General features: G+C 61.8%; 10 protein-coding genes. All 10 read right to left on the reverse strand.

The window, feature by feature from the left end:
- Positions 1 to 2: 2 nt before the first annotated feature.
- From tssI to tagH, 10 genes are read right to left on the reverse strand one after another with little or no spacing between them, the layout of a single operon-like run.
- Positions 3 to 2,546, reverse strand: coding sequence for a type VI secretion system tip protein TssI/VgrG (tssI, locus tag J1C59_RS11140; RefSeq protein WP_140917270.1), 2,544 nt, complete (start codon positions 2,544 to 2,546; stop codon positions 3 to 5).
- 16 nt (positions 2,547 to 2,562) lie between these two features.
- Entirely contained in the window at positions 2,563 to 4,065 is a 1,503-nt protein-coding gene (locus tag J1C59_RS11145; protein ID WP_140917271.1) for a serine/threonine protein kinase, read from the reverse strand.
- A 29-nt stretch (positions 4,066 to 4,094) separates the two neighbouring features.
- Positions 4,095 to 6,704, reverse strand: coding sequence for a type VI secretion system ATPase TssH (gene tssH, locus J1C59_RS11150; RefSeq protein WP_140917272.1), 2,610 nt, complete (start codon positions 6,702 to 6,704; stop codon positions 4,095 to 4,097).
- A gap of 53 nt (positions 6,705 to 6,757) precedes the next feature.
- The gene (tssG, locus tag J1C59_RS11155; RefSeq protein WP_140917273.1) at positions 6,758 to 7,804 is read right to left on the reverse strand and encodes a type VI secretion system baseplate subunit TssG; all 1,047 of its coding nucleotides are present in this window, start codon (positions 7,802 to 7,804) and stop codon (positions 6,758 to 6,760) included.
- A complete protein-coding gene (tssF, locus tag J1C59_RS11160) occupies positions 7,801 to 9,672 on the reverse strand; it encodes a type VI secretion system baseplate subunit TssF (RefSeq protein ID WP_140917274.1) in 1,872 nt (623 codons plus the stop codon). The genes tssG and tssF overlap by 4 nt, the downstream gene beginning before the upstream one ends.
- A gap of 2 nt (positions 9,673 to 9,674) precedes the next feature.
- On the reverse strand, positions 9,675 to 10,250 hold the full coding sequence (tssE, locus tag J1C59_RS11165) for a type VI secretion system baseplate subunit TssE (protein WP_128086923.1): 576 nt from the start codon (positions 10,248 to 10,250) through the stop codon (positions 9,675 to 9,677).
- A complete protein-coding gene (locus J1C59_RS11170) occupies positions 10,240 to 11,067 on the reverse strand; it encodes a type VI secretion system accessory protein TagJ (protein ID WP_140917275.1) in 828 nt (275 codons plus the stop codon). Before J1C59_RS11170 ends, tssE begins: the two co-directional genes overlap by 11 nt.
- A 15-nt stretch (positions 11,068 to 11,082) precedes the next feature.
- A complete protein-coding gene (locus tag J1C59_RS11175) occupies positions 11,083 to 12,051 on the reverse strand; it encodes a hypothetical protein (RefSeq protein WP_128086482.1) in 969 nt (322 codons plus the stop codon).
- 10 nt (positions 12,052 to 12,061) lie between these two features.
- Entirely contained in the window at positions 12,062 to 12,853 is a 792-nt protein-coding gene (locus tag J1C59_RS11180) for a PP2C family protein-serine/threonine phosphatase (protein ID WP_128086481.1), read from the reverse strand.
- Positions 12,850 to 14,712: a type VI secretion system-associated FHA domain protein TagH gene (gene tagH, locus J1C59_RS11185; protein WP_140917276.1), complete on the reverse strand. Its 1,863-nt coding sequence runs from the start codon at positions 14,710 to 14,712 to the stop codon at positions 12,850 to 12,852. The genes J1C59_RS11180 and tagH overlap by 4 nt, the downstream gene beginning before the upstream one ends.
- Positions 14,713 to 15,127 lie beyond the last annotated feature (415 nt).

Genomic DNA, 15,127 nt, shown 5'->3' on the forward strand with positions numbered 1-15,127 from the left:
TGTTAACCTTTAAAATCCAGACAATCATTAACCCTGTTTATCCAGCCGTTAAGGTTAGGTAAGTTTTTAGGGTCAGATATGGTCAGATTAGTGTAATATTGCTTTCTGATTTCAGCAATACTATTAGTTAGCTTACCTGAATCCTCTACACTATTCATAGCAGAAATTGTATCAGGTCCTATCACTCCATCAACCTTCAAATTCTGTCCATATTGACTATTCAGAAGTTTTTGAATCTGCTTACCTGCACCGCCAGAGGTAATACTCCAGTCATAGGACATCAACGTTAATTTAGGGTCTTTGATATCATTAAAACCGCTTGGATCCCAGTACCTTTTCTTATAAATAATCTCAGCCTGCTCTGGAGTGATTTTTTTCAGATTTTCTAAGGTTGGCTCAACGCCAAGATCCTCTTTTGAATATTTTTTCCACGTTTTCCAGGCAATACCATGATTTGTAGGACCACCCTTATCAGAAGCACGGTTTGCATAACCACCTTCATGCCTTAAAATTATTGGTGAAATAGTGGAAAAGTTATCACCATTTTTGGGCGCAGCCGCCCCTGTCGCCGGGGCCGCCGCAGCCTTTGGCGCAGCAGGTGCCGCCTGCCCTTTCTGCTTCGGCGGGAACAGGTTCTCTACCGCCTGACTGATGTTCTGTTTATGACTGGATCCCGGTGCGCTTGTGCCAGGTTTTGCGTCATCCGTGTTCAGATTCAGTTTTCCGCCCGAGGTGGTGATATGGCCATCACCCTGCACGAAAATATTGAACCCCTTGCCGACAATATTAATCTGGCCGCTGGCATTGAGTTCGATGGCGCTTTCTCCGCATTCAAGGCGAAGTTTTGTCCCTGAACCCACGACGTAGGTATCAACGACCGCGTCAAGCTTACCCTTACCGGTCAGCCGTTCCTCGCCTCCCTTAACGCCGTGGACACGGTTCGTTTCAACGCGGTAGAGTTCATTGCCGCCCGCATAATGGCTGTGATTGTTAGCAACTGAATGGCTGGCGTCATTTTTAACATGCGTATCCATGTTCTTCTGCGCCTGGATCCACAGGTGCTCCTCACCCGCCTTATCCTCAAACCTCAGCGCGTTTGCAGTGTCCGCCGTGCCATCCTTCGACCGGCTCAGAAACCCCATCTGCGTCGCCGCCGCCGGCAGCGCCCACGGCGGCATGCTCGCCTCGTTATACACGCGGCCGATAATCAGCGGACGATCCGGGTCGCCGTTGATGAAGTCCACCACCACCTCGTCGTTCACGCGCGGGATCTGCACCCCGCCGAACCCCTGGCCGGCCCAGGCGCTGGAGACGCGCACCCAGCAGGAGCTGGTGTCGTCCCCCTTCGCCAGCCGGTCCCAGTGAAACTTCACCTTCACCCGCCCGTAGCGGTCGGTCCAGATGGACTCGCCTTTCGGCCCCACCACCTTCGCCGTCTGCGGGCCGTGCGTCTTCGGCCACGGCGTTTCCGGCGGCGTGCGGTACGTCACCGACGACGGCAGCACCGTGAAGTCAATGTTGTGGCGGCTTGCCCCGCCGTCGCCGCTGGCGTAGGGGTTCTCGGCGAAGTCATAGGTGGCAGAGGTCACCAGGTACTCGCCGTTGTCGCTGAAGTGCGGCGCGTTGAGTATCGAGAAGGTAAAGCCCGGCGCAATGCCGGTGGCCGTGCCCGACCCGCTGACGCGGTGGTGCTCCGCCTGCCACACCTCCTGACGGATGCGCGCGTAAGACTCGCCGTGGCTGTGGTCGACAAAGTGACCCGGCCAGTCGTAGACGTCCACCGAGCCCGGCACCGGCGACGCCGGGTTCTGCCGCGCCTGCAGCATCCACGCGTTCGGCTTGCGGAAGTCGTAGTCGTCGGTGCTGTAGATGCCCGGCGTCACGCTCTCCGCCAGCGACCACTGGCTGATGCCCTCCTCCGTCACCACGCCGCCCGACGGGGTGACGTGATAGGCGATGGTCTCGTAGCCCGGAAACGCCTGATGCTGGTCCGGCGCGTCGCACAGCACCAGCGTATGTTTGTCCGCCTCGTGGCGGAAGAAGTAGTACATCCCCTCCAGCTCCATCAGGCGGCTGATGAAGTCCAGGCTGCTCTCCTGATACTGCACGCAGTACTCCCACACCCGGTAGCTGCCCGCCAGGCGCGTCTCGACGTTCACGCCGTACTCCTTCAGCAGCGTCTGCACTATCTGCGGCACCGTCTGGCTCTGAAAGATGCGCAGGTTGCGGTCGCGCTGCATCGGCCACAGGTCCGGCTCCACCGTCAGCTCATAAAGCGCGTAGCGGGTGCCGCTCAGCTCCTGGCTGCGCACCGCGACACGGGTGATTTTACCGTTGAGGTAGCGCGGGTTCAGCGCACTCATCAGGCCGCCGGCCGGCAGCGTGAAGGTCACCGGCTGGCCCAGCAGGGCGTGACGGTCGATGCGCGCGTCGGTGGAGAGCAGTTCGGCGGTGAGCACAAACGGACGCGACAGCGTTTCGGTGCCCCTGAGCGTGTGGAACAGCAGGCCGTCCGCCGGCAGCTGTGCAGTAATGCGTGAGAACATAAGTAATCCCTGACTTTTAACTGTGTGGATCGAGCAACCAGACGCCTTCTTCGCTGATGGTCAGCGTCTGCTGGCGGGTGCCGTTCTGACCGCTGATGGCGAAGGTGTAGCTACCCGGTGGCAGTTGCAGCGTGGCAAAGCCGTTTACCGCTGGCACCAGCGCCTGCGGCTGACCGTTCACCTGAACACGCTCACCCTGCTGCAGGCGGATATAGACCTGCGCGACCGGCGCGGCTGGCGGTGCCGGTTGCGGCTCCGGTTCCGGTGTGGCTGTAGGGGTAGTCTCGGCACGCTGAACCGGGGTGCTGGCGACCGTCTCTGCGGGTTCGTCCGTCTGGGTTGGCGGTGCGGTAACCGCAGAGCTGGCCGGTGTCGTCGTGGCGGCAGGCGCATCGTTCTGCGCCGTTTCCGCCGGTGGCGTCGCCTGATGGCCGCCTGACATCAGCAGCCCCGCGCAGAGGCCCACCAGCACGCCCGCGGCAACCAGGCCCGGCAGCGCAAACCGGTGTCCCAGCAATGTTTTCAACGGCGAGTCGGGTTTGCTGACCACCTCCTCTTCGACAGGCACCAGCATGGTGCCCGGCCCGCTGATTCTGGCGCTTAGCAGTGGTTCCGGTTCGCGTTCCGGCAGCGCCATCAGCGCCGCAAAATCATCGATGCTCTGTGGACGATCTTCCGGCTTCAGCGCCAGCGCGCGATCGACGGCGCTCAGCAGCGATGCGGAGTAACCCGCCAGACGGCGCTGCACCAGCGGCTGATAGTTATCTTCGATGCTGCGAACCACGCTCACCGGCGGCGGCGCCCCGGTAATCAGGGTATGCAGCACCGCGCCCAGCGCGTAGATATCGGTCCATGCGCCCTGCTCGCTCTCGTCGTTGTCGCTGTACTGTTCAATCGGCGCATAACCGGGACGCAGCATGGTCTCGCTCTCATCGGACAGGTTTCCGATGGTTTTCCGGGCCGACCCGAAATCCAGCAGGATCGGCTCGCCGCTGCTCTGGATCTGGATGTTATCCAGCGAGATATCGCGATGCAGATAACCCGCTTCATGGATGGTTTTGATCGCCCCCAGCAGCGGCGGCAGCAGGCGACGGATCCAGGTTTCATTGACCGACTGCGGATTGCGCTCGCGGAAGCTGGAGAGCGTGGTGCCGCTGTAGAACACGGTGCCCATATAGGCGGTGTCGTTCTGCACCCAGAAACGCAGCACATGCAGCAGGTTCGGGTGGTTGAAGCGCGCCAGCAGTCGCGCCTCCTGAATGAAACTGTTAAGTCCGGCGTGAAAGGTTTTGCTGAAACGTTCGCTGCGCAGCACGAGGTTAAGGTCATCGCTGCGCACCGCCAGCGAGGCGGGCATAAACTCTTTAATCGCGATATCGCGTTCCAGCTGGTGATCCCAGGCGCGATAGACGATGCCGAAGCCGCCACCGCCGATGACCTCTTTGATTTCAAATTCATTGAAGCGGTAACCCAGCGGCAGGGCGTTGGGGACGTTCAGGGGTTGATCATGTTCCGACATATTCGAAAACTCTCTGATAGCTAACGGCTTTAAACAGCAAACTGGCAGACAAATTCGCCCTGCTCACAGCGCACATCTACGCGGCGATAGCGTTCATCGCGGGCGTGGGCGCTCAGCAGTATCTGGCTCATCTGCGGTAACAGCGTGTTGGTGAGGATGGCGTCAACCATGCGACCGCCCGACTCCACCTCGGTGCAGCGCTGGACGATCTGGCTGACCACAGACTCATCGATCTGCGCCTCAATGCCGTGGTTGTCGGCCAGACGCCGCACGATGCGCGCCAGCTGCAGCCGGACAATCTCCGCCAGCATCGCATCGCTGAGCGGGTAATAGGGCACCACCAGCAGACGGCCCAGCAGCGCAGGCGGGAAGACCTCCAGCAGCGGCTTACGCAGCGCGGTGCTGAGGGCATCGGGATCGGGCATCAGTTCCGGATCGGCGCACATGGCGCTGATCAACTGCGTGCCGACGTTCGAGGTCAGAATGATAATGGTGTTGCGGAAATCGATGTGGCGACCCTCGCCATCCTCCATCCAGCCTTTATCGAACACCTGGAAGAACAGCTCGTGCACATCGGGATGCGCTTTCTCAATCTCATCCAGCAGCACTACGCTGTAGGGGCGACGGCGCACCGCTTCGGTCAGGACGCCGCCTTCCCCGTAGCCGACGTAGCCCGGCGGTGCGCCTTTCAGCGTGGACACGGTGTGCGCTTCCTGGAATTCACTCATGTTGATGGTGATGATGTTCTGCTCGCCGCCGTAGAGCGACTCCGCCAGCGCCAGCGCCGTTTCGGTTTTACCGACGCCGGACGGGCCGCACAGCATAAAGACGCCTGCAGGCTTGTCGGGATTATCGAGGCGCGCGCGCGTGGTGCGTACCCGCTTCGCAATCAGCTCCAGACCGTGACGCTGTCCGATGACGCGCTGGTTCAGCGTGTCCGCCAGATTCAGCACGGCGTCGATCTCATTCTTCACCATCCGGCCCAGCGGAATGCCGGTCCAGTCTGATACCACGGCAGCCACCACGCCTGCATCGACGGCGGCAAACAGCAGCGGCGCGTCACCCTGCAGCGCCGTAAGCTGCTGCTGCGTGGCGTCGCGCTGTTCGCGCAGCGCCGGGTCATCTTCGGTGACGCAGCGCGCGCGCAGCGCGATCAGCGTCTCAACCAGCTCACGCTCCTGCAGCCAGCGCTGTTCCAGCGCATCCCGTTCGGCCTCCAGCGTCTGGCGCTCATCTGCCATCGCCTGCTGGCGGGAAATATCGCCCAGGCCGACCCGGATTTCACGCGCGACGATCTCCGCTTCAATCTCCAGTGCGGCCAGACGATGCAGGCAATCCTCCAGCGCCGCCGGCTGTGCACCCTGACTGACCGCGACCCGGGCGCAGGCGGTATCCAGCAGCGCCACCGCTTTGTCGGGCAGCTGGCGCGCCGGAATGTAGCGATGCGACAGTTTTACCGCCGCCGTGACCGCGTCATCCAGCAGCAGCACCTGGTGATGCTTCTCCAGTGCGCTGACGGTGCTGCGCAGCATCAGGATCGCCCTGGCCTCATCCGGCTCCTGCACCTGCACGGTCTGGAAGCGACGGGTCAGCGCCGGATCTTTCTCGATATACTTCTTATATTCCGCCCAGGTGGTGGCGCCGATGGTGCGCAGCTGGCCGCGCGCCAGGGCCGGTTTCAGCAGGTTGGCGGCATCGCCGGTGCCCTGCTGACCGCCCGCACCGACCAGGGTGTGGATCTCATCGACAAACAGCACAATCGGCGTCGGGCTGGACTGAACCTCATTAATCAGCGCCTGCAGTCGCGCCTCAAACTCCCCTTTCATCCCGGCACCGGCCTGCAGCAGGCCGATATCCAGCAGCCAGAGCTGCACATCGCGCAGCGGCGCAGGCACGTCACCCGCCGCGATACGCAGCGCGAGGCCCTCGACCACGGCAGTTTTGCCGACGCCCGCCTCGCCCGTCAGCAGCGGGTTGTTCTGGCGGCGGCGCATCAGGATATCCACCATCTGGCGGATCTCATCATCACGTCCGGCTACCGGATCGATCCTGCCGTCGCGGGCGCGGGCGGTCAGATCCTGCCCATACTGCGGCAGGGTGCTGCCCCCTGCCGCAGGCGGCGCGCCTGCGCTCTCTGCCGGGGCGCTCAGCGCCTGCTGCGCCTCTTTGCTGCTGCTGAGCAGCGCATCAAAGTCCGCCAGCAGGGCATCGGCGTTGACGCGACTGAACTGGCCGGAGATGCCTTTCAGCACGCTGGCCAGGTTAAAGGTTTTGAGGATGCCGACGAGAAGATGGCCGCCGCGAATGCGGGTCGCGCCATATTTCAGCGAGGCGTAAACCCACGCCCGCTCGACGGCGCTGTCGATATGCTCGGAGAGGTCGGAGACCGCACTGGCGCCGCGCGGCAGACGGTCAAGAGCGGCCACGATATCCTGGGTCAGCGCCTTTTCGTCCAGTGAAAAATGTGTGATGACCTGCTGTAAATCGCCATCCTGCTGCTGCATCAGCTGATGCAGCCAGTGCACCAGTTCAACATAGGGATTGCCGCGCAGTTTGCAAAAGGCGGTGGCGCTTTCCAGCGAGGTAAATAACAGCGTATCCAGTTTGCCGAACAGTACGGCACGGCTGATTTCTGACATAGGGGGCTCTCTTCAATGAAAGACGCAGGCTGTGTAAGGGCAAAGCGGTTGAGTCAGCGCGGGGCGGCCTCAACCTCAAACATAAAATCTTCACGATCCTGTGGCTGCGGCGTCTGCCCCAGCCAGCTGGTGTAACCGAGTCGCGCGGTGCCGCCCAGCGCCACGCCCTGCACGTCGTCAGCGGCGAGGATCAGGCTGAGATCCCACTGCATTTCGATGCCGAGGTAGTGACGCACCCAGTCGCGCAGCTCCTGCGCACCAGGGGCATCCGGCAGAAAGTGGGCATACTGTGCGGCGCTGAGTGGCCCAAGGTGCAGGCGAAAACGATGCTGCACGTCGCGCACCGCCACACCGAGAAATGCCGAGGCACCCAGACGCGGCATGTGGCGGCCTGCGCCCAGCCGGGCCTGATCGCGGCTATCCAGCGTCAGCCAGTGCGGCAGGTTCTGGGTCAGCCTGACCGGTACCCCAAAGTAGTGGCGCAGGATGCGCACCAGCCCTTCCGCATCATGACCGTGACGGCTGAGGTGCCCCACCAGCATCAGGCGGGCATGCAGGCTCAGCGAGCTGGCCTGCTGCTGGGCCGGTAATCCTATCCCCGCCAGGCAGGCGAGGTAGTTGAGGAAGCGCCGGTCGTCGGGGCGATCCAGCGACACGGTCGGCTGCGCATCCGCCCAGGCGCGGTAGAAGAGCAGCGTGGCGCGATGATGAAACAGGTCAGCGAACGCCGAGAGGCTGTGATCCTGATGATGCACGATGCGTTCGTGGACATATTCGGTCAGATGGGTCGGCAGCGGGCCATTGGGGCCAAACAGACCAAAACTGTAGATCGACAGATCGTGACGCCCCGCCTCGTCACGCGGGGCGGCGCTGGCGATGGCGGCGGGCGCAAACGCCAGCGAGGGCGTCTGGCCGATACGCACGGCCTCAAACTTCGGTAGCGGTGCCCGTCCCAGCGGATAGCGCTGTCCGCCCTGCGCATCCAGCCGCCGCAGCAGCTGGAACAGATCGTAGCGCCAGGGCGCGGCCATCAGCTGCTGCCAGAAATCCTCCGGCAGGCGGGTAAGCCGTGGTAGTGGCGTGACCTTTTCGTGACTCATATCAGCGCTTTCCGGCCCATGCGCGGTGGCCAGTAGCCCACCTCGCCGCGCTGCTGGCTGTTCAGCGTGAACTCGGTGAAGCTGTTCAGCGCTACCAGACGGCTGCAGACCCGCTCCAGCACGCTGCCGAGCAGCCACGGGCTGGCCCCGGAAAACGCCTGCTCATCGACTTCCAGGCGGATGCTGACGCCGCGCGCAAACACCACCGGGCCAGGTTCCGGCACGCGGCGGTTAACCGCGCTGAGCGTACAGTGGCGGATGCCGTCGATCTGGCGGGCAACCGGCGCGTCGGCGAGGTTCGCATAGAGGCTCAGCAGCTGGCGCAGCGCCGCCGCGCCCTCACCCTCGCGGCTGTCCATCAGGCTGAGATAGTTCATCTGCAGATGGCTGATCAGCCGCCACGCGGAGAGCCCTTCGGCCAGCGCCGGGCGCGGTGGCGTCGGCCCTTTGCACAGCTTCAGCTCCGCCACCGGAATCGAGTCCGGCATGACGAAATTGCCCTGATCCTGCTGCAGCATCAGCGGCAGATCGCGGCTGGTGCACATCACCTCGGCCGAGAGGTAACGTACTCCGTCGCGCCACGGCGCATGGTGTTCATCCACCAGCGACAGAAAGACTTCTGAACCGATGTAGCCGGTGCGGGTGCCGTAGCGTTGCGCCTGATCTGACAGGGTGCGCTGTTCACGGCGCAGCGAGAAGTAAGCGCCGTAGTCGCCCTCATCGCCGCTGAAGGTGCTCCAGAACGGACGGAAGACCTGCTCTTCACGCTGGCCCTCGACGGTGGCGAACAGCCGCTGAACCGAATGCACCTCATAATCCAGTGGCCGGATGTTATCGACCACCAGATGGTATTCATGCTGGCTGTCGCTGACTTTCAGGCGCTCGGCGGTTTTGGGAAATAGGTTGATGACCGGCGTGCAGTGCAGCGCCAGATGCGAGCTGTCCACCACGCTTTCAAGGGCGCTGTCGGCCTTGTCGAGCAGGATGATGATGTCGAACGCTGTGGCGCTGTCGCAGCGGCGCAGGAACGGCGCCAGCTCGCCCAGGCTGATGAACTGGAAGCGGGCCGGAAATGCAAAGTACTCCTGCAACAGACGGTAGCCGTCGAAGTTGCGCAGATCGTCAGGCAGCAGCGCCTGTTCGGGCGCAAAGCCCTCCTGCTGCAGCGCCTCATCCGTCAGAATCTGACGCTGTGGGCGCTTTTCGACCGACTGCAGCACGATGCCGACCCGGTGCTGCATCAGCAGTTCCAGCAGCTTCAGCGCCTGAATATCCGGGCCGCTCAGGAACAGCATCAGGTCGCTGACGTTGAGCTGGCTCAGCGCCGATATCCCGTCGCAGCTGATCCGGATACGCAGTGCGCTGGCCGCGCCCAGGCCGGAAAGTTTCAGTTCACCGGAGGGGAGATCCGCCGGCACGCCGCCGAGCGTGGCTTCGCTGATCCGCAGCGGATGCAGCACCACATCGTGCGCGGTGGTGTAGCTGCAGGTCACGCCGGTCTTTTTCAGGTTCTGGCTCTCCATCATGGTGCCGCGCGGCACGCGAAAGCCCTGGGTGATATCCCCTTTGCGGCTGTCCGGCGTGAGCTGCGCAATCGCCATTGAGGGCGTGGGCGACAGATATGAAGGCGCGATCATCTCCAGCAGGCGCTGTGAGAAGCGCGGAAACTCCGCGTCCATCTTCAGCTGTACGCGCGACGTCAGGAAGGCAAAGCCCTCCATCAGGCGTTCGACATAGGGGTCGGCCACCTCGATTCCGTGCATACCAAGACGACCCGCCACTTTGGGGTAGCGCGTCGCGAATTCTGCCCCCATCTCGCGCAGGTAGGCCAGTTCGCGGTTGTAGTAGTCAAGCAGATTGCTGTCCATGATTATCCTGCATCCTGTAGTTCGAAGTGGCCGCTCTCCAGGTCAACCTGGGTGCGAAACAGAAACGCCAGTGGATAAGGCACGCACCAGAGCTGTCCTTTGATTTCAATCGACAGCACGTTGTGCAGGCTCAGGGAGCCGAGATCGCTGATGCAGCGCACCTGCAGCCCCTGCGGCAGGATCCGCGGTTCGAAGTGCAGAATGGCGTTGGTCATTTTGCGCTGCATATCCTGCCATTCGAGGTCGGAGACGTTCTGCCCGGCCAGGGGCGCCACACCGAAGTTCCAGACGGAGCGCTGCACCTGGTCAAAGCCGCTGAGATCCTGCTGCGCTTCATTGTTGATGGTGTTGAACAGCCACTGCAGATCGCGCAGGACGTGACGGCGCAGCGTGCTGTGGGTGATCAACATGCTGTTGTCCGCCTCCTGCGCCTTATCCGGCGCGTTGTCGGTCAGGCGGTCCAGCAGAGAGGATTGCAGCTTGTCGCGGGCGGTTAACGCATCACGCTTTTTGCGCGCGCGGAACCCGCCGTGCAGCTGAGCATAGCCGTCGTTATGCGCGCCTGAATCATGACTCATCGGCCGTTCCGGCTTCATCGAATACTGCCTGCTGCAGGTTCAGCAGTGAAAACTCAGCGCTATCGCTGATCCACATTTTTTGTCCCTGGCCGATGAACTGATCGCTGCTGTCGCCCAGCGGCAGCCATTCGGTGGCGCTGGCGCGCAGGAAACGTTCGTCCGTTTCTGCCCGTAGCGGATAGCGCGCCGGGATCTGGCAGACCTGTTCGCTGCCATCGATCAGCTGTATCCGCGTATGCCGCCAGACCAGGTCGGTCACGCTGGCGGGGGCCTGAAACTGCATCTCACGGATCGCGGCAAACGGCAGCCAGTAGTAGCGCCCCTGATTTATGACTTCACAGACCGGCCCGAAGCGGCTGTCGCCATCCATCAGCCAGCTGAACGCCGTCGGCTGATCCTGCTGCGTGATCGTGCCGGGATTGGCGGCGGCCAGGTCAAGCGCCTCGACCCGCACTGCCTGACCGCGCGCGACCTCACCCGCCGCGTCCGCCTTCAGGGCGGCCAGCAGCGTGTCGCACCAGGTCCAGGCGCTGCCCGGCAGCACCGGCGCTGCATCGCCGCGCAGCACGGCCTCGCGCTGCTGCTCACCGGCAATCGCCTGCTGCAGCAGATTAACCGTCGGCTGAGCCTGCGGGCTTAACGCCAGCCAGGATTGCAGTTGCGTCTGCGCCCGCGACCAGTTTCCTGCCAGGCAGAGCAGTTGCACAAAGGCGGCCCGCAGATCGGCATCGGCCGGACTGGCCTGAATCTGACGCGTGACCTCAGCGAGCGTTTCGCCGATCGTGGCAGTGGCCAGTTGATGTTGCAGAGATTGCATGCAGACTCCTTTGCGTCAGTTAACGGTGCGATAGACCGCCGCGGCGGGATCTTTCAGTTCGGGATGCAGTTTTTCCACCAGCTGCACGCTCAGCGCGGTATCACCGCTGATCCACGGTGACCAGACCTTGCGGACTTCCTGCAGACGCGCCTGCAGCTCGCTCTGATCGGCCGCCTCGCTGGCTGGCATCTGTACCACCACCTGCCGTGTCGCCTGCCAGCCATTGAAACGGGAACTGAACGGCAGGACCAGCCAGCTATCCGGAGACTTCTCGTTGCCCAGCACCATGCGCTCACTGTTGACCGTCGTGATATGCAGTTCAGCGGTGGGTAACTGCGTGCTCAGTCCCGAAACCGGGAAGCCCTGCAGGAAGGTGACGCCGGTTGCGGCTGACGCGCCGTTGCCCTGCTGGGTCAGGCTGCTGTGGCCGCTGAGCCAGCCATCGGCACCGCAGGTCACGCCCTGCTTCGCCGGGATAAACAGCGCGCTGCCCTGGGCCGGATGCTGCCACCAGGTCCGGAAATGGCAGCCATCCAGCAGGCTGAACTGCAGCCAGGGGGAGGTATCGGCCTGCGCGGCGTTGAGTAAGGGGTCAGCAGCGGCAGCGGGCTGTTGCGGGGTCTGCGGTGCGGCCGGAGTTACCACCGTTTTCCACTGCTGGGCGCGGGCGGCGCTGCCTGTGGCAATCTCAGTGCCCTGCTCGTCAGTCAGTTGCCAGTGCAGCGTCTGCAGCGGTTTACACTGGGAGGCCATCAGGCCGGCAACCCGTGGCAGAAACGCCTTCAGCACCCCGGCATCTTTTTCACCCAGGGTAACGATCCGCAGATTGACGGTGCCGTTACACCAGCTGGAGAGCTGATTGTTTTTAACATCATCGATCCAGACATCGAGCTTCTGTGCCGGGGACTGGACGATGCGATAGTTTTCAGCATAAACCTGCGTGCTGAGCAGCAACGCAGCCAGAGCCACTAATCCATATTTCATGTTGGCGTTCTCAATCTCGCAGAGGGAAAAACTGCGCCGCTTCAGAAAGCGAGTGCAGTAAAGTGGTGTCCTGAGGCGATCCAATCCAGACGGCCAGCGCACTGAAATTATCCTGCTGCCCCTGATCCGGCTGGTCGTTTTTAATGATCTGCTGCATCAGCGTCAGCCACTCTGCGGGCGTATTCACCATGTGCAGCGACTGCTGCATCTGCTCCAGCGTCACGCCGTGCCAGAACCCATCCGTGCAGAGTAAAAAGGCGTCGCCATCTTCGATACTGACCACGTCGCTGTAGCTGGCGTCGCGCTGCTCATCGCCCATTCCCAGAGCAAAATAGAGCAGATTACTGTTGATGCCGTCGGTGCGATGTCCGGCATCCTTCATCTGCTGTACGAGGCTGTGGTCGGTGGTGACGAGATAGAGGTAGCCGCGGCGGAACAGATAGAGGCGGCTGTCACCGGCATGGGCCCAGCAGGCCAGATGGTAGTCGCGGTCGATAAACAGGCTGACCAGCGTGGTGCCCATGCGGCTGTGTTCGCTGCTGACCTTTTGCTGCTGCCGGATAGCGTGATTCGCGTGATTGACGTAACGGCGAATTGACTGCGCATCCAGATGCGCATCCCCGTCAAACGCCTGCAGGAGGCTGCTGCGGGCTATCGATGCGGCGATCTCGCCACCGGGAAAGCCGGCCACCCCATCGCACACCACGAAGCAGGCGGAACGTTGACCGATGACATCACCGATCTGGTCCTGATTACTGGTGCGATCGCCCTGATTCGACGTCGAGGCAATAGTGATATTCATGCGTCATCCGTGTGGGTTTGTGAGTCTTTGTACTGATTGACTTCCAGGTCATAGGCGTGCAGAAACGCTTCGCCAAACAGGGTGTGGAAATCGTCTTCGATCTCACCCGCCGTCTCGCCGTAGCGCTGAACAAAATGCTCCCACAGCGCCGCTTTACGGCTGCCCGGCAGCCCGATACGGGATACCGAACCTGCCTGACGCGCCTCCTCCTCCAGCTGCTCCGGGTTAAAGGATTGCAGCATCGAGGCGATGATGGCGCGGATACCAGCGATCATCCCCAGCTGGTGCGCCTGCAGATCGATCAGCGCATCACGCACCGCCTGACGCGGCGGCATGAAGCCCGGCATCCGGCTGCCGAACATCTGCATTAACACGGTCTTGCCCGATGGCAGCAGTTTGAACGGGTTGTTGGCGTCGTCGAGGATCACCGTCATGTCGGCTTTGACGCCGCGCTTGAGGATCGAACGCGACGAGAGCAGCGCGACCGTGCCCTGGGAGAACATGCTGAGCATCTGACCAAACTGCAGCATCTGTTCGCGGTCGAACTGGGGGGTCGGCTGCAGATCGCGCAGGCCCATCCCCTCCAGCAGCGCATCCAGCAGTTCACCCTTGAGGGCATCGCCACTGCTCTGGCTCGGTGCCGATGGCGCCACGGCAGCGGCAGGCTGGTGACCGGACGCGACCGGATCGATACGCAGACGCCCTTTCGGCGTCGGCGCTGGCGTGCGCTGCACCGCCTGCGGCGTGGGTAGCGTTATTCCGCCATAGTCGTTTTGCGGATTGATAGCCTCCGCCGGGACGGCGCGCTCTTCATCGATCGGCGGCAGCGGCTCCGGCGCCTGGGGCTGAGAAGGGTTATCCGCGTCAGATGGCGGATTGTGAGGTTCACTGAAGCTGAATAATGGCGATTCTGCTTCGTTCAGACTGGCAGGCGGCTGCTCTGCTGAACGTGCGGCAGACTGTTCGGGCGTCGCCGCTGGCTGAGGCGTCGCCGGTTTCGCTGCGGGTGGCTCGGGCTGAGCCAGCGGCACCGCGTTGCCCATCATCAGACCCAGGGGATCGTCCTGGTTACGCGCATCGGTGCTGCTTTCACCGTCGAACAGGCTTAACGGGTCCAGTTCAGCGGCGGGTTTGTCGGGCTGCTGCGCTGCGGTTTTCTGCTGAGCCGACAGTGCGCTGGGCGTCCGATCGTCGAAAATGCCCTGCTGCGCAAACAGCGCATCGCCTTCATCAAACAGGCTGCGATTTTTCGGCTGCTGCCCATAGTCCAGCGGCGCGTCGTTCACCAACTGGGCCAGCGGATCTTCGGGATTACGATCCGGCGAGGCTGGCGCGGTCAGGGGATTCCCCTCCGGCTTTTCGGGCACCGGTTTGCGTTTAGAGAGATCGTCCGAGATCGAAAACTCTTTTGCCAGGCTGTCCCAGATTTCACTCGGAATCGCGGCCGTGGCGGCTTTTTCCACGGGTGGCTCATCAGCCACTGTTGCGGGCCGGATCGCCTCGGGACGCGGAACTGCCCTTTCCACCTGCGGCTGCGACGCGCTGTTCAGGTCGCTGACCAGCAGCTGATAATCATCAATGCCCAGAATGTCCCCATCCTGCAGCTCAACCTGGCGGCCGCGCTCCAGCGGAATGTCGTTGAGCAGCACGCGGGTTACATTGCCACGGTTGGTCAGGCGGCACTCACCATTTGCGGTGATGTGCACAATCGCCTGAAGGCGGGAGAGTGTCCGGTCATCATCCGGCAGCACCAGATTGTTATCCACGCCGCGTCCAATCGTACCGCCGGGCGGAAAGAAGTCACAGTGAGTCTGCGGCGGCTGTTGGCCGGGTTTGGTCGTTATTATCGTAAAGCGCATAACGGATTCCTGCGGTTAGCGGTTCGGCATCTATACCGCGCACCTCTCGGGGAAAGGCGCGGGGTATAGGGAGCGCAGAGATATTGATGGGTAAACAGTTTTAACCGGGACATATTCAGGGCAGCACGGTTCTATCGGGCAGAAAATAAGTCGTCATTAATTCATCACATAAACAAACAGAGACGTCAGCGTCAGCCATATCAAGGTGATGGTGAAAGTTATCTGGTAAAGCACCCGAATCCTGCACATCCACGCTGTAACTTCAGCAGGCTGTTGCTGAACGAAGTCATACGCCTCACCCTGACATTTTCAGTGCGGGTAAAACGCATCGCCTTTCCTTTTTTGATACTCGTGAAAAAAAACCTTCTGACAATTAGTATAAAAACCAGAATAACTGGCTACCTTAGTCATTAAA

Origin of the sequence: Pantoea deleyi, assembly GCF_022647325.1 — a bacterium.
Taxonomy (GTDB): Bacteria; Pseudomonadota; Gammaproteobacteria; order Enterobacterales; family Enterobacteriaceae; genus Pantoea; species Pantoea deleyi.

Excerpts from the sequence above, each read along its gene's own strand:
- tssH (WP_140917272.1), bottom strand. The coding sequence starts at position 6,704 with ATGTCAGAAATCAGCCGTGCCGTACTGTTCGGCAAACTGGATACGCTG.
- tssF (WP_140917274.1), bottom strand. The coding sequence starts at position 9,672 with ATGGACAGCAATCTGCTTGACTACTACAACCGCGAACTGGCCTACCTG.
- J1C59_RS11170 (WP_140917275.1), bottom strand. The coding sequence starts at position 11,067 with ATGCAATCTCTGCAACATCAACTGGCCACTGCCACGATCGGCGAAACG.
- tssE (WP_128086923.1), bottom strand. The coding sequence starts at position 10,250 with ATGAGTCATGATTCAGGCGCGCATAACGACGGCTATGCTCAGCTGCAC.
- tssI (WP_140917270.1), bottom strand. The coding sequence starts at position 2,546 with ATGTTCTCACGCATTACTGCACAGCTGCCGGCGGACGGCCTGCTGTTC.
- J1C59_RS11145 (WP_140917271.1), bottom strand. The coding sequence starts at position 4,065 with ATGTCGGAACATGATCAACCCCTGAACGTCCCCAACGCCCTGCCGCTG.
- tagH (WP_140917276.1), bottom strand. The coding sequence starts at position 14,712 with ATGCGCTTTACGATAATAACGACCAAACCCGGCCAACAGCCGCCGCAG.
- J1C59_RS11180 (WP_128086481.1), bottom strand. The coding sequence starts at position 12,853 with ATGAATATCACTATTGCCTCGACGTCGAATCAGGGCGATCGCACCAGT.
- tssG (WP_140917273.1), bottom strand. The coding sequence starts at position 7,804 with ATGAGTCACGAAAAGGTCACGCCACTACCACGGCTTACCCGCCTGCCG.
- J1C59_RS11175 (WP_128086482.1), bottom strand. The coding sequence starts at position 12,051 with ATGAAATATGGATTAGTGGCTCTGGCTGCGTTGCTGCTCAGCACGCAG.